General features: G+C 51.9%; 20 protein-coding genes. 4 read left to right on the forward strand and 16 right to left on the reverse strand.

All coding sequences use genetic code 11. The annotated features are described in order from the left end of the window. Positions 1-2: 2 nt before the first annotated feature. From R70331_RS26490 to yyaC, 5 genes are all read right to left on the reverse strand, one after another. Entirely contained in the window at positions 3-2,468 is a 2,466-nt protein-coding gene (locus tag R70331_RS26490) for an O-antigen ligase family protein (protein WP_052419231.1), read from the reverse strand. A gap of 162 nt (positions 2,469-2,630) precedes the next feature. Beyond that, on the reverse strand, positions 2,631-3,824 hold the full coding sequence (locus tag R70331_RS26495) for a class I SAM-dependent methyltransferase (RefSeq protein WP_197071367.1): 1,194 nt from the start codon (positions 3,822-3,824) through the stop codon (positions 2,631-2,633). A 128-nt stretch (positions 3,825-3,952) separates the two neighbouring features. Continuing rightward, on the reverse strand, positions 3,953-4,624 hold the full coding sequence (locus R70331_RS26500) for a DUF6483 family protein (RefSeq protein ID WP_042180818.1): 672 nt from the start codon (positions 4,622-4,624) through the stop codon (positions 3,953-3,955). Between the two features lie 205 nt (positions 4,625-4,829). Beyond that, the gene (locus R70331_RS26505) at positions 4,830-5,618 is read right to left on the reverse strand and encodes an alpha/beta fold hydrolase (RefSeq protein ID WP_042180820.1); all 789 of its coding nucleotides are present in this window, start codon (positions 5,616-5,618) and stop codon (positions 4,830-4,832) included. A gap of 75 nt (positions 5,619-5,693) precedes the next feature. Next, complete coding sequence (yyaC, locus tag R70331_RS26510; protein WP_231576363.1) at positions 5,694-6,221, reverse strand: spore protease YyaC; 528 nt, start codon at positions 6,219-6,221, stop codon at positions 5,694-5,696. Between the two features lie 194 nt (positions 6,222-6,415). Between yyaC and R70331_RS26515 the strand changes: the two genes are divergently transcribed. Further along, positions 6,416-6,640 (forward strand): DUF1128 domain-containing protein, encoded by a 225-nt coding sequence (locus R70331_RS26515; protein ID WP_042180822.1) that lies wholly within the window; start codon positions 6,416-6,418, stop codon positions 6,638-6,640. A 109-nt stretch (positions 6,641-6,749) separates the two neighbouring features. On the opposite strand, the gene R70331_RS26520 is transcribed toward R70331_RS26515, so the two are convergent. Beyond that, on the reverse strand, positions 6,750-7,469 hold the full coding sequence (locus R70331_RS26520; protein ID WP_042180824.1) for a pirin family protein: 720 nt from the start codon (positions 7,467-7,469) through the stop codon (positions 6,750-6,752). 296 nt (positions 7,470-7,765) lie between these two features. Between R70331_RS26520 and R70331_RS26525 the strand changes: the two genes are divergently transcribed. Both R70331_RS26525 and R70331_RS26530 read left to right on the forward strand, forming a co-directional pair. Next, positions 7,766-8,302 (forward strand): YtxH domain-containing protein, encoded by a 537-nt coding sequence (locus R70331_RS26525; RefSeq protein ID WP_042180826.1) that lies wholly within the window; start codon positions 7,766-7,768, stop codon positions 8,300-8,302. Positions 8,303-8,447: 145 nt separating this feature from the next. After that, the gene (locus tag R70331_RS26530) at positions 8,448-8,780 is read left to right on the forward strand and encodes a DUF5665 domain-containing protein (protein WP_039877217.1); all 333 of its coding nucleotides are present in this window, start codon (positions 8,448-8,450) and stop codon (positions 8,778-8,780) included. Between the two features lie 97 nt (positions 8,781-8,877). Here R70331_RS26530 and R70331_RS26535 read toward each other — a convergent pair whose 3' ends face one another. The 10 genes from R70331_RS26535 to R70331_RS26580 all read right to left on the reverse strand — a co-directional run bounded on the left by R70331_RS26535 (position 8,878) and on the right by R70331_RS26580 (position 19,801). Beyond that, the gene (locus R70331_RS26535; RefSeq protein WP_039877218.1) at positions 8,878-9,648 is read right to left on the reverse strand and encodes a sigma-70 family RNA polymerase sigma factor; all 771 of its coding nucleotides are present in this window, start codon (positions 9,646-9,648) and stop codon (positions 8,878-8,880) included. Continuing rightward, complete coding sequence (rsbW, locus tag R70331_RS26540) at positions 9,645-10,097, reverse strand: anti-sigma B factor RsbW (RefSeq protein WP_042180829.1); 453 nt, start codon at positions 10,095-10,097, stop codon at positions 9,645-9,647. The genes R70331_RS26535 and rsbW overlap by 4 nt, the downstream gene beginning before the upstream one ends. A 19-nt stretch (positions 10,098-10,116) precedes the next feature. Further along, the gene (locus R70331_RS26545) at positions 10,117-10,455 is read right to left on the reverse strand and encodes an STAS domain-containing protein (protein WP_039877221.1); all 339 of its coding nucleotides are present in this window, start codon (positions 10,453-10,455) and stop codon (positions 10,117-10,119) included. Between the two features lie 103 nt (positions 10,456-10,558). Further along, a complete protein-coding gene (locus R70331_RS26550) occupies positions 10,559-12,223 on the reverse strand; it encodes a response regulator (protein WP_042180832.1) in 1,665 nt (554 codons plus the stop codon). Between the two features lie 17 nt (positions 12,224-12,240). Further along, entirely contained in the window at positions 12,241-13,110 is an 870-nt protein-coding gene (locus tag R70331_RS26555) for a CheR family methyltransferase (RefSeq protein ID WP_042180834.1), read from the reverse strand. An 84-nt stretch (positions 13,111-13,194) separates the two neighbouring features. Further along, on the reverse strand, positions 13,195-16,854 hold the full coding sequence (locus R70331_RS26560; protein WP_042180836.1) for a response regulator: 3,660 nt from the start codon (positions 16,852-16,854) through the stop codon (positions 13,195-13,197). Then, positions 16,854-18,023: a SpoIIE family protein phosphatase gene (locus R70331_RS26565; RefSeq protein ID WP_042180838.1), complete on the reverse strand. Its 1,170-nt coding sequence runs from the start codon at positions 18,021-18,023 to the stop codon at positions 16,854-16,856. Before R70331_RS26565 ends, R70331_RS26560 begins: the two co-directional genes overlap by 1 nt. A 226-nt stretch (positions 18,024-18,249) precedes the next feature. Next, positions 18,250-18,597, reverse strand: coding sequence for a YflT domain-containing protein (locus R70331_RS26570; RefSeq protein ID WP_042180840.1), 348 nt, complete (start codon positions 18,595-18,597; stop codon positions 18,250-18,252). Between the two features lie 98 nt (positions 18,598-18,695). Next, a complete protein-coding gene (locus R70331_RS30765) occupies positions 18,696-19,229 on the reverse strand; it encodes a hypothetical protein (protein ID WP_052419232.1) in 534 nt (177 codons plus the stop codon). Positions 19,230-19,294: 65 nt separating this feature from the next. After that, positions 19,295-19,801 carry a DUF948 domain-containing protein gene (locus R70331_RS26580; protein WP_042180842.1) on the reverse strand — a complete coding sequence of 169 codons (507 nt, stop codon included), beginning with the start codon at positions 19,799-19,801 and terminating at the stop codon, positions 19,295-19,297. A 186-nt stretch (positions 19,802-19,987) separates the two neighbouring features. Here R70331_RS26580 and R70331_RS31310 point away from each other — a divergent pair, with 186 nt between their 5' ends. After that, complete coding sequence (locus R70331_RS31310; protein ID WP_042180844.1) at positions 19,988-20,155, forward strand: DUF1328 domain-containing protein; 168 nt, start codon at positions 19,988-19,990, stop codon at positions 20,153-20,155. The last annotated feature ends 57 nt before the right edge of the window (positions 20,156-20,212 follow it).

The following is a 20,212-nucleotide window of genomic DNA, read 5'->3' on the forward strand; positions in this document are numbered from 1 at the left end:
TTTCACGGCTCCAATGAATCTTGCCCGTTTGCCTGCACTGTCCGCACCTGGACGGCTGCTGCGATCAGCTGATCCAGCTTCGCACCCAGCTCTTCAGCTTCAACTGAAAATTCAAAACCCCGGTCATTATGTGCCTGACCTTTATTATGTTCATAAAGTGCCAGCAGCCGGTATCCCCTCGTCAGCTCGTGTCCGGCATACGCCATTGCCGCCGCGCTCTTCCGGTCGCCCTTGGCTAAAAAATACTGTCCCATCTGCAGCATCCCCTTTGCTGCGCTCTCCCATTTGACGGCATTAAACCGGTCCAAATCCAGGCTCCTTCTCATCCAGTACAACGCTCTCCCCGGATCATTGCCATCCAAATATGACTCTGCCAGCAGCCAGTGCAATCCGGCATCACCCGGGGAATACCTAAGACTGCTGTGCAGCAGCTCTATCTTCTCCTGCTCCGGAAGCAGAACGGCAAGGTTAATGGCTGTACGCGGAGCATATGGATTGTAACGCAGCGATTTCCGGAGCAGTATGCTTTGTACTTCAGGTGCAGCAGAACCTGCAGCTTGCGTGAATAAGACCTCCCCCCTCCACAGCTTGAAGGAAAATCCGGTACATACCAGACAGAAGCAGACCGTTGCGATCAGCAATTCCCGCACCCCTGACCGCTGTGCTGAAGTGATGCGGGGCATCTGTCCCTGGCGGGCAGAGCTCCGTCGTGATAAGGTGTTCAACACCAATTTCGTTGCGTAAGCTGTACGTCCAGGGACAAACTTGGCTGCCGGCACTAGTGCAGCTGCGGGTACAGAGACCCGTTTATGCAAATCGGCCGTGTCCGAATGGAAGCCGGCATCCCTAGCCCGGCTGACCGGCCTGTGCAGCGGCGATCCGGCCAGCGCCCGTGCTGTCAGCAGAAACAGCAGCAGCCAGAACAGCCCGTAGCTCCAGCTGAAATCCACCGCCCCGTGCAGGAGGATTATGAGCATTGGGGGCAGCAGCCCGGGGGCGTTCCTGCCGGCTATATATAGTGCTGCCAGCAGCATGAGCAGCAGAACGGCACCTCCGGCGATGCCGAGATTCAGCAGGAAATCGAGGTAGCCGCTGTGTACCTGGCTGCCGACATAGGGGCGGGACTGGACAGCGAGGTACGCGCTGCGCCAGGTCTCGCCCCCCTGCCCCAGCCAGGGCGCTTCCCCCGCGAGGCGCAGAGCGTCGCGGTAGAACAGCCCGCGGGCGGCGGCCGTCGGGGACGGCCCGCTGATCCGCCCGCGCAGCAGTGCCAGGACGGCGCTGCCCGCCGCCGTCCAGAGCCCCGCCGCCAGCAGCATGGCGGCGGGGTCCCTGCCCGCCGCACGCCTGCTGCGGCGGCACAGCCACAGGCCGGCGAGCAGCGCGCCGGCCCAGCACCCGGCCAGCAGCAGCAGGCCGGGCAAGGGCTCTGCCGCCAGCCCGGTGCGGGCCAGCTGGCGGTAGAGCAGCGCCGCTGCAGCCGCAGGCGCGGCGGCGCAGATAAGCAGCGGCGCGGCAAGCTGCCGCTGCAGGAGCAGTGCCGCTGCGGCGGCGCAGGCCGCAGCGAGCATGGCGCCGCGCGACTCGCTGAGGAGCAGCGCGGCGGCGTAAGGGAACAGAGGCAGCATGCGCAGCAGCTGCCTCGCGGTGTCCGGCGCGCGGAGCCGGCCGCGCGCCGACGCGCCGGCCGCCCGCTCCCCAGCGGCGGCGGCCATGACCCGCTCCAGAAGAAAGACTGCCATCGCCGCGCCGAAGGCATTAGGATACTGGAGCAGGCCGCCCAGTCTCGCTCCGGCAACACTTACAGCCGGAGAAGCTGTATAGGCAACCGCAAAGGGTACCGGCAAGCCGCCGCAGACAGCCAGCAAGCCGCTTAAGCAGATTGTCATACCAAGCATAGTCCACAGGGCTTCAAGAAACCGGGTTCCCCGGCGGCTGCCTGTACAAAGAACGGCACAAAAAGCAAAGCCCGCATATAGACCCCAGCGCAGAAGTTCATTAAGCGTACCCAGCACTGATAACGGCTCCCGCAGCTGAACGGCATACAAAGCCAAAATCAGCAGCAGACAGCCCGCAACAACGGTAACCGCTTTACCGGCCCCGCCGGTCATACCAGCCTTACCTGGCTGCTGACCTTCTATTCCGCTCCCGGTAATACATAACCGCTTGTTCAAGCCTGGAGCGGACAGAATAATGATGGAAGACGGAATTCGGAGCTTCGCAGGAAATTTACGCATGGCGGACTTTGCAGAGAATGCGGGTATTCCGGCCTGCCGCCAGCCTGCAAACAGGCAAGCAGCGGCAGCAGCCGTGCATAGGCCGAACCATACGGCCATAAACCCGTACATTTCTCTGGCAAAAAATAAGCCGCGCAGCATACAGGCCGCAGCCGCTGCAGCAGTGACCATCCCCGCACTTCCCCATACCGCTATAATCTGCAGCCTGCGCTTCCCTTTATCTGCGCTCATCTCATCACTCCAGGCACTTAAGATATCTGTAAGTATTTCCAGATTCCCTCTTGCGCAACGGAGACAAAGCTATAGTTACAAAAAAACAGGAGGACGGCTTGCTCCTTCCGGAGACAGCCGTCCTGCCTGTTATCATACTTTTGTCTTCTCTCATAGGCAGCTTCAGCCCTGTGACGGAGTTTCCGCGGGCAGCAGATCCGCACAGACACGTTCAAGATACGGCTTTGCCCCCAGAAAATCACGGAATGCGCTGTATTCGCGCCATTTGGCAGCTTTGTCTACGCTGCCGGCTTTCACTGCACGGATAAGGATATTTTTGGGTGTATGCTCCATGTCGATGAATTCCAGCAGCTGGCTGCGGTAGCCCATCAGCTCCAGCAGCTTGGCCCGGATTGCATCAGTGGCAAGCGCCGAGAAGCGCTCCTTGAGAATGCCATGTGACAACAGCGGATTCAGCACCTCATTCTCAACCTGGTTAAACAGCTCATGCTGGCAGCACGGTACTGACAGGATGACCGAAGCGCCCCAGCGGACCGCTTTTTCCAGTGCGGCATCAGTGGCAGTATCACAGGCATGCAGTGTAACGACCATGTCCACCTGATCCAGCTCGTTGTAATCGGCAATATCGCCCACAAGGAACTTCAACTGATCATAGCCCAGCTTCGCAGCCAGCTGGCTGCAGTGGGCAATAACATCCGCTTTGAGGTCAAGGCCGACAATGTTCAGCTCCCGGCGCTCCCGGACAGCCAGATAATGATACAAGGCAAACGTCAGGTACGATTTGCCGCAGCCGAAATCAACAATGGTCAAGGGACGCCCGGCCGGAAGGTCGGCCAGCACATCCTCAACCATCTCCAGGAAACGGTTGATCTGGCGGAACTTATCGTATTTCTTGGCCAGCACCTTGCCTTCACTGTTCATTATCCCCAGCTCGATCAGAAACGGAACAGGCTCTCCCTCATCCAGCACATAGCGCTTCTTACGGTTATGGGCCAGATCAGGCGCCTCCTCCTTGCTGGCAGATTTCGTCAGGATCGATACTTTGTACTTCTTGCTGATCAGCACCTGATAATCCGCCTCAATGGTGCACACCAGCGCCTGGCGGAAGGTTGACCGCAGCAGGGACATCATCTCCGCAGCAGCTTCTTCAGCCGGAATGTTCCGGTGCTCAACCTTAGGACCGGTGAAGTAGGCAAACTGGTAATGCAGCTTCCCCTTGAGCTCAACCGGCTTGACCTGCACTTTGCTGTAGGCGACCTCGCCTTTACTGCGCAATTGGCTTAATGTAGCCGATATTAAGGTGCGGCTGTTAATCACCTGTACGATTAATGTATTTAAAGATTCCACGGGGTACATCTCACTTTCACATATTGAATAGAGAACGGATTCTCATTAGCAGCTGCTATATTATAGCATGCCCGGCACACGGATATTATAAAAGGCTGCTGCAGTACTATGTCAGCTATAGAAAACGTACTTGTTAGCTAGCTTTGCTCTTGCCTGGCAGCCGCAGTAATTCTCTCCCACTCGGCCTGTCCCTGGCGGACTTCCTCCAGCGGAAGACCGCCGAGCTCCAGCGCTTCAGGCTCCTTCAGCAGCAGCCGCCGGTAGAGTCCCTGGCCTTCCACAGCAACATCTGCCCCCTGCTCCCATAACCGGTACAGGCTGTCCTCTGCTTTGGCATAACGTCCGTCAGACTCAAGATAAGGCAGCAGCAGGCGTTCCGTTTTGACGGGAAGCTGGTAGCCCTGTATGTTATCCAGCAGCTCTTCCACTTCCTTGGTCATTCCCAGCAGCTCCCGGTCAGCGCCGTGCTGATCTGCGTAGAGGAATAAATGCAGGGCGCGCATAGACCGCAGCAGCGCAGCTTCCTTATTCCCTGCAGCTGCATAAATGCTGCCCTCCTCCTTAAGCAGCCGGGCTACACCCTGCAGCTTGTCGGACTCTATTATACCGCCCAGGCGGAACATTTCGATCATGTCTTCCACGGACAAAGAGTTCAGCAGACGGGAATTCAGCCGGAAATGCCGGTTAAACTGCTCATCCACTTCCCACAGGGCCTCCGTCGTTTTTTTCTCCTGCTTGAGGGTCATCACCTTGGCTACCATTGCTGTCATATCTTCAATCATCCGGACGATATAATCTCTTCGGAACATAAATGCCACGCCTCCCCGGAAAAATATGCCGGCTGCCGGTATGTAAAACCGCAGCTGGCAGAATATCAGATGCTTCTAGGATCATCTTAAACCATTCCCGGTCCTGTGCGCCACTTCACTGATCCATAACCTAAAGAGGCAGCCGTCCGCACATCCGCGGCAGCTGCCTCTTTAGACATATCCGAATTTCCTTCCACCTGTACAATTATTCCTTAGCTGCAGGCACCTGTGCAAAATCCTTAATCATCTCAGCCAGACGCTCCGGCGCTTCATACATGCTCATATGTCCTGCTCCCGGAATGACTGCCTTAGTAATATTCGCCTTGTCGGAGGTAAAGATCCGTTCAGCCGGTACCAGGCTGTCCTCCGCACCGGCAACAAGCAGCACCGGTACAGCAGCCGCAGAGATTACATCACGGCGGTCCGGACGCTCCCGCATCGCCAGAGCCGCGCCTGCTGCACCTTGCGGCGGAGTCTTATAGCCAATCTCCTTGGCCCGTTCGAGCAGCTGCGGAGCAGCACCTGAAGCGAATAGTCCGGGAACCAGTGCATCCACAAATGAGGTGATCCCTTCATTCTGGATCGCGCTGACGCTCTTGAGCCGTTTCTCTCTGGCTTCCTCACCGTCCGGATAACCGGTTGAATGAATCAGCCCGAAGCCCTTCAGCCGGGAAGCATAGCGCTGGGCAAAGGATAACGTGACATAACCGCCCATGGAATGGCCCAGCAGATATACATCCTGTATCTCCAGGGCATTCAGCAGGGAGAGCACATCATCGGCCATCTGATCTATGCTGTATGCGCCAAGCGGAGCATCCGATGCGCCATGTCCGCGCAGATCCGGGGCAATCACCCGGTAGCTGCCGCTCAGAAAGGGAATGACCTGCTCAAAATAAGCCGAGCTTCCGCAGAAGCCGTGGAGCAGCACAATAACTTCACCCTGCCCCTGATCACTGTAACAAATATTACTTCCTTCACAACGGATATTTTCCATGGCTGCTTCCTTCTTTCTATGTAATAACTTAGGCTTGTTCTAATTATTAAGCAGAACAGCACTGCTTGAAACGTCCTAAAGCACCAGTCCAAAACCTTTTGCCGCAGCCAGGGCAATCTGCTCTGACATCTGAATAACCCGGTACAGCGGTGTGGTCTGCAGTGTGCGGTATGGAAAGGGGCCGTTCACCCCGACGATAGCAGCCAGACTGTAATTTCCGACCTCCGGCAGGCTCAGCCCAATGGACTGCGCTGGACGCAGCGGCTCACTCGCGGCGAAATAGCAGCCAAGGGCTGCCGGAGGACCCAGGCAGGCATCAACCGCTATAACAAGCTGCCCTTCCGGAATAGCCGCAATCCGCGCCACCAGATTATCCGCATCGCAAGGCGAGGGCAGGGTACCGGTAACATGGGGGAATCCGTGCTCCAGCAGCCTGCTGCCGGTCAAGGGGCCGAGGGCATCGCCTGTAGAACGGTCTGTGCCGATACATAGAAAGGTAATCTGCTCTACAGGATGCCGGCCGGCAATATCATGGAAGAAGGCCCTTAGCTGTTCTGCATCCATTTTAATCCGTTTTCTGCTCTCCTGCTCCCTGATTGCCACTATCCTTGCCTCCTTATCCCTATAAATAATCGCATTGCTTCCCTCTAATTTAACATGTTTTTTGCAGACCGGACAAAAAAATGGTGTTTCTTTACCCTGTCATGATAAAATACTTCAGAAGAAACAGCCGCGCACTTTACACAGGAAGCCGGCCATTTCATCGAATCATACTCAGAAAGGACTGTTTGCACTTCATGGATCTGACAAAGCCCAGCCAGGAAAATGTGGAATATATGATTGAGGGCATCAAAACCAAGCTTAAAATGGCGAGCGCAGCCGCCATGCAGGCATCTGCTTTCTCGGTAGACCACTACGAGGATATTCTGGATATCTACGAGGTTGCTATGGGCAGCGACCGGCTCAGCATTTCCCAGGTCGAAGCGCTGGTATCAGAGCTTGGCCGCCTGCGGAATAAATAACAAGCCTTAGACGACACAGGAGCTCTCCGCCCGGCTGCCATTTACAAATGGTTCCGGGCGGAGAGCTCCTTTTACTTTTTATCCGGATTCAACTGATATCACCGTTTTTTTATGGCAGATCAATCAGTATAAACTCTGCTGCCCCGTCGTTGGTGGTCCCTTTAAGCGTAAGATCACAGCTTTTACGGATACGGGCGGCATCACCGGGCTGAAGCTGAAATTCTCCTTCGCTGCAGCTGACCTCCAGATTACCTGAGATCAGGTAAATATGCGTACGGCGGTCTTCCTTTTGCGGATATTGCACCAGCCTGTTCGTTTCAAGCACGGACAAATAAACCGTTACATCCTCACCGAGCTTAAGCGCCCCGTCTATCTCTGCTCCTGAAGCTACAGGAAGCAAAGTGCCTGTCTTCAGCTCGCGCGGGAAAAATTTGGCATCCCAGGATGGTTCAACTCCAGGACGGTCAGGCAGCAGCCACATTTGCAGAAACCTAACATTGTCATCCGGTGAGGAGTTGGTCTCCGAATGGTTGATTCCTGTCCCTGCGCTCATAACCTGAATACTGCCTGCCTGAAGCTCGGCATGATTCCCAAGATCATCCTGATGCCGCAATACGCCTGATATTACATAAGTAATAATCTCCAGGTCGTGATGCGGATGCTCCTCCATTCCCTGCTCCGTCTTCAGCTCATTGTCGTTATGGGCCAGCAGTGCGCCGAAATGTGCGTTGCTGGGATCATCATAGTCGGCAAAAGAGAAGCTGAATTCACTGTGAATCCATTCTTTATTCGAAGTATGACGCTCTGCTGAAGTGATTATTTTTATCATTAGTTATGCACCTCCAAAGATGTTCGAATCTCTGCATTTTTTAATAAAAAGAAGGGGGTGTATGCCCCGGTTTATATTGATAATAGGCGCCTTAATTATGTATTTCTTACCCTCAACCTTTCTCTGTCAATCAGAACGATTTACTATATAATGCCATGCCCCGGTTTCGCCCTTGGGTAATGTTTCCTGAGCCTTCCTGCTGTTTCAGCCTATATCCCGTAGTTTATATACGAAGTAAGAACATTCAGGCTATCCTGAACAACAAGTGACCCTATTCTATTAAGGAGTGATTAATAATGAACAAGACAGAGACAGAACATCCGGTAGAGAGCGGCAGCACATTCTTTAAAGGTATTTTTATCGGCGGACTATTAGGTGCCGCAGCCGCATTGTTGTTCGCACCTAAGCCAGGCCGCGAAATACGCAGTGACCTGTCTGACAAGCTTACACTCGCAACAGACAAGACTAAGGAAGTTGCCGGTGTGGTAACAGACAAGACCAAAACTATTGCTACTACTGTCGGAGAAAAGGCAACGGATCTGGCCAGCACGGTATCCGCCAAAGCTTCTGACATCCTTACAACGGTCAGCGACAGCAAGCAGCAGATCGCTGCAACACTGCAGGAGACCGGTAAAAAAATCGGGGAGACTGTAGCTGAAGCATCCGGGGACGTGGCTTCCGATGTCAAAAAAGCATCTGAGGAAGTAACCGATGAAGCCAAATCCGCTTCAAAAGAGGTTGCCGATAAAGCCAAGGATGCCAAAGACGAGGTCGCCAGCGAAGCTAAAGATGCCAAGGAAGAGGTTAAATCCTCTTACAAGTCCTCTTACTAAAATGCTGTGACCTGCGGCTCAGTCTGAAGTGGAGAACAGCCAGCTCAGTGCAGCTGGCTGTTCTTATGTAATTACAACTTCTCATAACAAGAGCAAGTATGCATTATAATAAAGCCTTTATGGCTCAAGAAAGCGGGGAGACCTTATGGGAGATGCGGGCAGCAAGACCAAAACATATGAAGTCGATGAGCATCCCTTTGAGCTGCGGCACGAGGTTAAGCGGCTGAATGCCAGACTGGACAAAATAGCCGATTCTCTGGAAAAATCGGAATTCAAGGACATCCTTGAGAACTATACCAACCCTAAGAAGCGGATTGTAACCAATCTGATGGCCGGCATATCACGGGGACTGGGCCTTTCTCTCGGGACCTTCGTTATCCTTGGTTTACTCGGCTATGTGCTCAGCCTGTTTCTTGATGTTCCTGTCATTGGAGAGTATCTCGGCGAGATCAAAACCTATATTGATGCGAACAGCTAACGCCCGTGCTTCAGGGCCGGCCGGAAATAAATAAAGGACATGCCTATCCTCCGGGAAAGGGCATGTCCTTTATTTATTTGCTTATACGGCTTTAGCTTCAATAGGAAGAGTTAGCCATGATCTGTTTCAGCTTCTCAGTGGCCCGCTTCTGAATCCGTGACACACTCATTTGCGACACGCCCAGCTTCTGGGCAATGGCCCGCTGGGATTGGCCGTCCTGGAATGCAAGCAGCAGCACCTGCTGCTCCTGTTCCTTGAGCTGGCCCAGCGCCTGCTGGAGATCCATCCGCTTTTCAACGGTTTCATAGTCATTGGCATCAGAACTGATCAGCTCGCCGAGTGTAGCTCCCGTCTCCTCCTGGGAGAGCGGTGAATCAAGCGATACATAGTGGTAGCATTCCCTGCCGGCCAGCACTTCGACAGTTTCTTCCACGGTAAGATCGAGATAATGGGCAATTTCCTCTACAGCCGGTGAACGCTCCAGCCTGATGGTTAGCTCATCAATGGCCTGCTGGACAAGCGCCCCCTTCTCCTTGATTCGTCTCGGAACCTGTATGTACCAGGATTTATCCCGCAGGAAATTCTTCATATGGCCGATCATACTCTTCATCGCATACGGCTCAAAGGGAATTCCCAGACTGATGTCATATTGCTGAAGCAGTCTGATCAGCGCCATCTGTCCTACCTGGTACAAATCTTCATAGAGGTCGGGACGGTTGCGGGCAATTTTGCCTGCCGCCATCTTGACCATAGGCTCGTATTTGCGGATCAATACAGTAGCAATTTCATTATCTTTGGTCTGCTGGTATTCCCAGATCAGACTTACCGCTTCGTTCATGGACTCTGGGGGAGTCACTTTGTCACTCATACTTTCTCCTCGCTAAAATTAAGCCGTTTCGTCAGGGTAACGACCGTCCCTCTCCCAGCTTCACTCACAACGCTAACATCATCCATGAGTGCCTGCATAAGATAAAAGCCCAGTCCGCCTACCTCAACATCATTCAGCTCTTTGTCATGCAGCGTCATGCGCGGTTCAGGTGAACCCACTCCGTCAAAGCTCTCCCCCTCGTCTTTGACTGTAATGGACAAGGCGCTTGTCCCTACTTCAAAAATAACATCTACAAGCCCGTCTTCCTGGCCGTAAGCGTACAATACCGAGTTATTACAGGCTTCCGATACGGCTACCTTCATGTCTTCTATATCCTCGTAGGTAAAACCCATTTTCGAGGCGATTCCATATAAATTCAGTCTGACGATATCGACATATTCTGCGCTGGCAGGTAACTGAAGAACTACTTTTTGCACGTCATCACTCATCCTTGTTTCGATCCTTTCCTTAGTTGGAGTTCTCTTGGGGGGCAAAAAACTTGGAAATACCAGTCATATCAAACAGCTTCTGAATCTGAGGCGGAACTTCCTCAACCGTAAATTTAACATCCATTCCGTGTCTTGCCTTGAGAATCGAGAGCAGAATACCAATACCTGTGCTGTCGATATATTTCAAATCCTTAAGATTAATAACGAGATCCAGTCCCGTGTCTCCCACAAGCGGCTCCATTACCAGACGGAAATCGGGAGCGACTGACAAATCCAGCTCTCCAATCAGATAAACCGTACATACATTGCCTTCAGTTTCGGTCTTTGCGTGGAATTTTTCGCTTTTATGTGTATTCATAGACAATCTCTCCTGATTAAATGTTTTCTTTACCAATAACCCTAAAGGCATAGTGTTGAAACAAAACACGGACAATCTGCAGCAGGTAATTCCTGGGTTACCGTTAAAACAGCGAGGCATTCCGTTCAATTAGGGTACTGTCATGGACTTCATGACGGCTGATAATTTGTTTGATGCTGCTCAGCTTCAGCGGCTTGCTGATGTAACCGTCCATTCCCGCAGCCTTACAGCGGGTCTGGATGCCTTCCATGACGTTAGCTGTCATTGCAATGATAACAGTCTTCTCCGCTGACAGGCTGCTGCCTGCGCGGATTCTGGCGGTCGCTGTGAGGCCGTCCATTACCGGCATCTGCAGGTCCATAAATATATACTCATAGCAGTTCTGCGCGGCGAGGTCCACCGCCTGGCTTCCATCCTCAGCAATATCGGCGCTGTAGCCCAGCTTATCCAGCATACTGACCATCAGCCGCTGATTAATCGGATGGTCGTCCACCACAAGCACCTTTTTATGCATCCGCTCCTTATTTATCTCCCCGTGCGGCTCTTCGGCCTGAAAGCCTCTGGCAAGTTCATCCTCAGGCATTGCGGCCTGAATGGTGAATACAAAGGTTGCCCCCTTCTCCTCCATCGATTCAACACGGATCTCACCGCCCATCATTCCGACAAGTGATTTGCATATTGCCAGCCCCAGGCCCGTTCCGCCATATTTCCGTGTCATAGAGGAATCAAGCTGGGAGAACGGCTGGAACAGCCGGTCGCATTTTTCCGGAGAGATACCGATACCTGTATCCTTGACAGTGAACTCCACCATAAGCTGTCCATCAGTACCGGAGGTGCGCGAGGCTACCAGATATACACCGCCCTGGTTGGTGAATTTCACCGCATTAGCCACCAGATTAATCAGCACCTGGCGCAGCCGGGCCATATCCCCATAGATTAGCTTAGGCAGATTCTGGTCGATAAAATAAGCCAGCTCCAGGTTTTTCTTGCCTGCCTCGGCAGAGAACAGACTGAATACCTCCTGGATCGTACCCTGCAGCTCAAACAGCTGCTCCTCCATCTCCATTTTTCCGGATTCCATTTTGGTGAAGTCCAGAATATCATTGATTACGGTAATGAGCGTATCTGCGCTTTTACGGATAATCTCCGTGTATTCCTTCTGTTCAGGAGCGAGCTCTGTCTCCATCAGCAGGTCAATCATGCCCACAACACCGTTCATCGGTGTGCGGATTTCATGGCTCATCATCGCCAGGAATTCTGTCTTGGCATTGGCGGCAATTTCTGCGGCCTCCTTAGCCTTGACCAGCTCTCCGTTGATTTTTTCCAGCTCCTGCGTCTTTTGCTGCAGCAGCATGGACTGCATCTGATGCTTCTTATTGGTGAGATGCATGTTGACGAAGCCTTCAATTTTGGACTTGAGAATCTGCGGGATGAAAGGCTTGACCATATAATCAATTGCACCGGCAGAATATCCGGCAAACAGATGCTCTGCCTCTTTGCTGTTAGCCGAGATGAAAATAATCGGGATATCCTTGGTCTTTTCTCTGGCCTTGATTAACTTGGCGGTTTCAATTCCGTCCATACCCGGCATCTGTACATCCAGAACAATAACAGCGAATTCATATCTTAATAAGCTCCGCAGTGCTTCTTCACCGGAATTTGCTTTGACAAGCTTATAATGCTGGCTCTCAAGCACGGCTTCCAGTGCCAGCAGATTTTCAGGACGGTCATCAACAAGCAGTATATGAACCGGTTCTTGAACCCCCATAGGCCCCTCCTATCCCGTTATTGATTTTTACGGTATATTTTTTCAACTCTGTCCAGGGGCTCGTAGCCGTTGCTAAACCTGGTGAAATGAATAGATTCCTTTGAGCCGAGCACCAGCACACCAAAGCGGCTTAGGCTTTCATAAAACAGCCCGTGCACGTGATCGCGGAGCTCATCGTTGAAATAGATCATTACGTTGCGGCAAAAAATAACATTAAACTCATTAAACGATGTGTCCGTCGCCAGATTATGCTCGGCGAAAATAATGTTTTTGCGCAAAAAAGGCTGCAGGATTACGGAATTATATTTTGCAGTGTAGTATTCGGAAAAAGCGCGGGTTCCTCCCGCCTCCATGTAGTTCTTGGTGTATTGCTTCATTCTGCCGATCTCATATACCCCTTCTTTGGCCTGCTGCAGGGAACGCGCATTCATATCCGTTGCATAAATACGCGCTTTATCATAGAGCCCCTCCTCATGCAGCAGAATCGCCATCGAATATACCTCTTCACCGGTCGAGCAGCCCGCATGCCAAATTCTGATGTACGGATAGGTACGCAGCAACGGGATGACCTTCTGGCGGAAGGTTAAGAAAAGGCCCGGATCACGGAACATTTCCGTAACAGGAATAGAAAGGCTGTATACAAAACGTTCAAAGCAGGCACGGTCATGCAGAACCTTCTCCTGAAGCGCGGATATGGTAGGTACATTCTCGGCATGGACATGATGCCAGATGCGCCGCTTCAGCGAAGGCAGCGCATAGTTTCTGAAATCATATCCGTACAAGCGGTGCACACCGCTGAGCAGTAGTTCAATTTCGATCTGCTCCAGCTCCTGCCCGCTTCCCGTATTCCCCGTTTGTTCATCATATCCCCGTTCCATCGCTGTCATCGTTATCGCTGCTCCCTTGCTTGCTTCCGTATTTCCGGACTGGTTATTTTCACTTACTGTAATGCTATTACCCCAATAATCGGCTTACGAATACAGCCATACACGCATTAGAGAAAGAAGCTGATCGTTACTTATCGGCTTCTTCATATAATCGGAGGCTCCGGCCTCAATACACTTGGCCCGGTCCTCCTTCATCGCCTTCGCAGTGAGTGCAATAATTGGCAGCTTCTGATACTGGGGCATCTCGCGAATCCGGCGCATCGCCTCGTATCCGTCCATTTCAGGCATCATCATATCCATGAGCACCAAGTCAAAATCGTTGTGTTCAACCAGCAGATCAAGGGCCTCCCGGCCGTTCTCGGCAAACTTCACTTCCATATGGTAGCCTTCCAGCACGCTGGATAAAGCGAAGACATTACGGATGTCATCATCGACGAGCAGTATCTTCTTCCCGTCGAAGAGCTCCTCCTTATTGTGCAGCTTTTGCAGAATTTTACGCTTGTCCTCAGGCAGATTGGCTTCTACCCGGTGCAGGAACAACGTTGTCTCATCAAGCAGACGCTCCGGAGAACGGACATCCTTAATGATTATGGATTCTGCATATTTACGCAGCTGTGTCTCTTCCTTGCTGTCCAGATCCTTGCCTGTATAAATAATAATCGGCAGATCATTAAGCTCCTCATCGTCGCGAATCTGGTCCAGCAGCTCAAAGCCGGTCATATCGCCCAGCATGAGGTCAAGCACCATACAGTCATACCGCTGCTTACGCAGCTCGCTAAGGGCTTCCTCACCGGTCGACACCGCAGTAATCGCAACATCATCGTGACCGATCAGCTCCATAATAGAGCGCCGCTGAATCTCATCATCCTCAACGATCAGAAGATGCTTAAGGGTACTGGCGGTATAGTTCTCAATCTGCGAGAAGGCCCGGTCCAGTGCCTGTCTGGAGGACGGCTTCTTCAGGTACGCCATTGCACCCATCATTAGCCCCTGCTTCACTTCATCATTAACAGAGATGACATGCACAGGAATATGGCGGGTCTGTGAGGCGCCCTTGAGCTCTCTTAGAATCGACCACCCGTCCATAACAGGCAGCTGGATGTCAAGGATGATCGCGTCAGGCAGGAAGGACTTGGCCATCTGCAGCCCGGTATCACCCTGCAGCGCAACCAGGCCTTTAAAACCGCGGCCGCGGGCCATCCCGAGCAGAATTTTGGCAAAGCTGTCATCATCCTCAATAATCAGGATAACCTTATCTTCTGCCTGAAGTCCCTCACGGTCATCTTCAACGATTGCCGGGTTTAGCGGCACAGGAATGGCTTCACCTGTTCCGGCAGACTGCTGGCTCTCGGAGTATTCGGCCGGGGAATAGGCAGACGCCGCTTCCACAGCCCCCGGAAGCAGACTGTAATGCCCCTTAACCGGCAGGTAGAGGGTAAATACACTTCCCTGGCCTTCACGCGACTCCAAACCTATAGCGCCGCCCATCAGACGGGCAAGCTCACGGCTGATCGACAGCCCAAGGCCTGTCCCCCCATATTTACGGCTGGTTGTACCGTCCACCTGCTGGAACGCCTCGAAGACAATCTCCGTCTTGTCCGTAGGAATACCAATGCCGCTGTCTTTAACAGCAATGGCTACATACTCGAAATCATCCGGCAGGAAGGAAGGAAGGCGTCCAGGTTCAGCACGGCTGATTGAGAATTCCACGAAGCCCTCACTCGTAAATTTGAAGGCGTTGGACAGCAGATTGCGCAGAATCTGCTTCAGCCTGTGACTGTCTGTATACAGGCTGTCCGGCAGCGGCTCATCAAAGGCTAAACGCAAAGACAGCCCTTTCTTGGCTGCCTGCGGCGCAAAGTTCTGCTTCACAAAGGTCTTAAGCTCAGTTATCGGAATGTCTTCGTAATTCAGCTCCATTTTTCCGGCATCCACCTTGGACAGGTCAAGAATCTCATCAATCATCTTCAGCAGATCGGCACCGGACATATAGATCGTATGGGCGAACTCCACCTGTTTCTCCGAAAGGTTACCTTCTTTGTTCTCAGTAAGCAGCTGGGATAGGATCAGCAGGCTGTTAAGCGGGGTCCGCAGCTCATGGGACATGTTCGCCAGAAATTCTGACTTGTATTTCCCCGTAACGGCAAGCTGCATAGCCTGCTTCTCCAGCTGGAGGCGGGCCTGCTCAATTTCATCCTTCTTCTCCTCGACCTCCTGCACCTGCTCCTCAAGGGCACGAGTTTTGGCGACCAGCTCTGTATTGAAATGCTCCAGCTCACCCTGCTGCCGCTGCAGCAGCTCTTCGGAGCGCTTCAGCGCATCGGTCTGCTCCTCCAGGTTCTCATTGGAACGGCGCAGCTCCTCCTGCTGGGTCTGCAGCTCCTCTGACTGGCATTGCAGCTCCTCCGTAAGCGCCTGTGATTCACGAAGCAGCTCCTCAACAGCCATTCTGCGGATAATATTATTCAGTATAATACCGAGATTATTTGCCAGCTGGTGCAGAAGTTCATTCTGTAGCATAGTAAACGGTGTAAAGGAGGCAAACTCGAGCACACCCAGAACTTCATCCTCAAACAATACAGGATAAATAAAGATATGGTCCGGATGCGCATCCCCAAAGCCCGAAGTGACATTAATATAATCATGAGGCGCCTTTTCAAGCTTGAGCGGCCTCTTGTCCAAGGCACATTGTCCGACGAGGCCCTGGCCTACATCAAAGTACTCCTTAAGACCGTCCTCGGCATCTCCGGCATAAAAGGCACTTGCCAGCAGCCGGTTAGGTTTATGAAGGTCTTTAAGGTATAGCGCCCCGTATTGTGCTCCCAGCACAGGAGTAAATTCACTAATGAAGGTCTGAGAGACTTGGTCCAGCGAGCTCACACCGCGCAGCAGCTCCGTCACGCGCGCGATATTTCCATTTAGCCAGGCCTGATCGCTCTGCGCCTGGGTATAAGCCTGCTCCAGCTGCTGCTTCTGCTCGATATCCTCGGCCATCTTTTGAAAGACACGGGCTACATCACCAATCTCATCCTTCGAGTTCACCTTAATCCGGCGGATCGCTCGCATTTTTCCGTTGCCGAAGCTGGTAATCATCATCGACACCACATTAAGCCCGCGCGTGATGCTGGGAATCACCCATAAAATGACCCCGAGCCCCAGCAGCAGCCCGACTACCATAATTAATGTCACCATCTGAATCGAACGGCCAGAAGCCTCCTGTGCCTGATTTGTCTCCTGCGTCATCAGGCTGGCGTTATAGTCCGACAGGGCATTCAGGCTGTTAAGCATTTCGTTCTGGATGTCCTGTCCTTCAGAGTTACGGTAAGCGTTGGCATTCTGGAAATAACCGGCTTCAAGCATCTTGACCGCCTTGCTCTGGTAGTTCATATAAGCGGTATATGCACTCTCAATCCGGTTAAGTATTTGCAATTCATCAGCATTGGTAAGCGCGGCTTCAATAGTCTTCAGATGCCCATCTGCCTTGACCACCTTATCCTCAAGCTCTGTCTTCTGAACCTCCACTGTTTCTACATCTGCATTCAGCATCGCCGTGGTCAGGATACGGGCCATATCATTAACTTCGCCCCGCAGCCCTGAGGAAGCACGTCCTTTATCATACCTTGCGGTAAAGCTGTCAAGCTGATCGCTCATATAATTAAGCCGATCGTAGCCAATCATTGTTAATGCCAGCATAATGGCCAGCAACGCACTGAACCCGATCAGCAGCTTAGCTTTTATTTTCATTACATTTCAGTTCCTTTCCCCAGCGTAATCCACACCAGGCATTTATCGTCATCGCGCTCCACGTCAGGTTCGTCTATGAAGAATACATCCCGCATAGCCTTTTCACGCCATTCATGCCCGCTGTTGAGATGTCCTGTCATGAATTTAAGCTGATCCTCCTGATCGCCCTCGGCCATTTCGAGCAGCCCGTCCGTGTAAAGAACCAAGTGGCCATCCTCTTCATAGCTGAGACTCTGGGGCTCAATGTCAATCCGGTCAAACAATCCGACGGGATGGCAGTTGCTTTCAAGAAGAACTGGCTCCTTGGCCCCGCCCTCAAAGAACAGCCCCGGCGGATGCCCTGCGTTCACGTAGTCGATCCGTTTGGTCCGGGTATCAATAACCATATAAATGGCCGTAAAATAATACTGGACAAGCTGCTTCTCAATGTATAGCTGGTTAAACCTGCGGTTCAGCTCCTGAATGACCTTTTCGGGTTCCACATATGTAGTCACCGTATCCTTCAGCACAGAAGCGAGGAACATGCAAAAAAGCGATGAAGAGATCCCGTGACCCATCATATCGAGCAGAATAACAGCATATCTCCCGTCACCAAGCGGATACCAGGCATACAAATCACCGGCCAGCTCAAAGGAGGGCTGATAGATTGCATGGACCTCAAAGTCTTCTTCTTTAACAGGCAGGCTCAGCACGGCATTCTGCACAAGTGCGGCAAGCTTCAGCTCGTCCTGAATCCGCGTGTCCCGTTCCTTATGCCAGTCCTTTTCCCTCTTCAGACGCAGTGCCAGACGGATGCGGGCCATCAGCTCAACCTTATTAATCGGTTTCGTAACATAGTCACCGGCTCCGGCATCAAGCGCTTCAGCCAGCTTTTTGGAATCGCCCACGGCGGTCACCATAATAATGGGAATATCCCGGAGATGTTCATATTGCTGTACTACACGGCAAGCCTCAATACCGTCCATCTCCGGCATCATCATATCCAGCAGAATCAGATCCACATCCGAGGGACGCGGGCGCTGTGTATCATTCCCGGCACCAATGCCCAGAATCTTCAGCATTTCCTTCGCAGATGATGCTGTAATAAAGTTCCGGTAATCCTCCTTTTTCAGGATTTCCCGGATTATAATAACGTTGGTCGGATTATCGTCAACAATTAATATTTTCAAGCCTATTCACCTCTCCAGAATAATGTAAGCCCGTAATCATCCCTCGTATTTCATCCTTATTATCATACGATATTTAAGCAGCCCTTTACCATTATTCTAAAATTTGGAATATAAGGGTTTTGTTATTTCCGTATTCAACAAAGTAACCTCCAGCCCCACCACTACAAATAGTGGAGCTGGAGGTTACGCTATTGCGCTATAGTTCCGGCCTCCCGGAAAACGGCGGTTATTGCGGATATTTCTTGGCAATTACAAGTACCTTGCCCGCATCGAGTTCTTTCTCATAAAATCCTGCTTCCGCGCTGCTGAAGCCAAGGGCTGTAATCTTGGAACGCAAGGCGTCCCCGCGCGAGCGGAAGAGGTTGGCGATAGCGCCAAACAAACCTTCTTCACCTAAGCCGACCTCATTTGTGTCCGCCGCATCAACAATGCGGTTTTCCCGGTCCTGATCATGACTGATAACATAAATGTTATCCTTCGTGTAGCCGCTGCTGCGCAGCCGGTTCACTTCTTCTATCGCCTGGACACCGTTCTCCAAAAGCTTGGCGTATGACTGAGTGCCGATTGGACCCATGAGATCACCTTCCTTAAGCTTAGATTTGTGAGGTGGATATGTCTTCTATTAAAGACAACTGTACTTTTATTAACCTCACCGGAAGCTTATGAAACACCTCATGATGCATTCGCATCAAATAAATCAATTCCGTCCCATTCACCGGTGAACGGATTGCGGTAAATCTTCAGTGCCGCGCTTCCTCTTATATAGACATCCCCGTCATCCGCAATGAAATCCGGTTCCCCCAGCAGCTCACGTGCGGTATTGTCCGCCGGATTCAGCGACACTCCGTTAAGAATCAGGCCATACGTCCCTGCCTGGGCCGGATTCACATGGATGTAGGTAACGATACCGCCGCAGATTCCGGCCGTCAGATCAGCGTACTGATATTCCAGGCATTCCTGCCAGGGATCAGGGGAAATGCTCAGCGGCACTCCCTTACTCAGCAGAAGCTCCTCCTTCGAAGTAAACAGGGCTGCTCCCGCAAGGGAATCAAAGCTGCTGATATACGGATTCAAGCCGAGATTGTGTTCAAATGCAAGCACTACCTGCGGCTGCATGGAGAAAAAAGCGGCCGGGACATACTCCCTCTGCACGGAGGGCGATAGATATGAGGATAGCAGGCTAACCAGAAGAATGATGACGTTCATAAGACGTCCCGCCTTTCATAATGTGCACCGTTGCTGTGTGAATGGGACTGTTGCCGGAACCGGAATTAGTGCCGGAATTTCTGCCAGATTGCTGCTGCCGCGTCAACACCTTTAAGCGCTATTGCTACTTTACCCGGTGCTTTCTTGGCGTATGCGGCGTCATAGGACTTCACTGTACGCTCTTCTGCGGGAGTGAGTGTTTTTTCATCTATGGCTACCTCTCCCGCCTTCTGCTTCAGCTCACGGGATTTCCGGTATTTCTCAATTACCGTAACCGATACCTGCTTCACAGTCAGCGTAAGCTCATTCATAACATCCCCAAGGTTCTTAACGGAATCGACAATCGGATCAATCTTCTGGATCTTACCCTGGACATCAGCGGTAATATCGTTGGCATGACGGACAGTTGTCTTGATTTCATAGGTAAGCTCATCCACTGTCTTCTGCACTTCCTGCAGAGTCTGGCTGACTTTGTCGAGGGATTCCTTTGCTGAATTTAAGGTTTTGATTAAGAAGAAAACAAGTACGGCGAATGCGACAGCAACCAGTGCCACGCTCAGTTCAATGATCATTTCGAAAACCCCTTCCAAGTCATAAATATCGGCTTACTCTGCCTTATTACTGCATAGTTACCCTTACGCCAATAGCACGAAACAGCCTGTCAAGCGTCTAAAAGACCATATTATTCCATTTTGTTTCAATCCGTAAGCACCCGTTTAAACATTGACTACACCACCCGACAGAAAGGATGACTTCACATGCTGAAATGGTCGGTAATTCTGCTGGTGATCGCACTCATCGCCGGTGTATTCGGATTCTTTAATATCGTAGGAGCGGCAGTCGGCATTGCTAAGGTATTGTTCTTTATCTTCCTCATCCTGTTCATTGTATCCCTCTTCACGGGACAGCGCGGAAGGTCAATGTGATTATATCCGCCCAGCGTGCCTAGAGGATAAACATGCATAGCATTACGGAACTACAGA

Origin of the sequence: Paenibacillus sp. FSL R7-0331 (assembly GCF_000758645.1) — a bacterium.
Taxonomy (GTDB): Bacteria; Bacillota; Bacilli; order Paenibacillales; family Paenibacillaceae; genus Paenibacillus_AQ; species Paenibacillus_AQ camerounensis.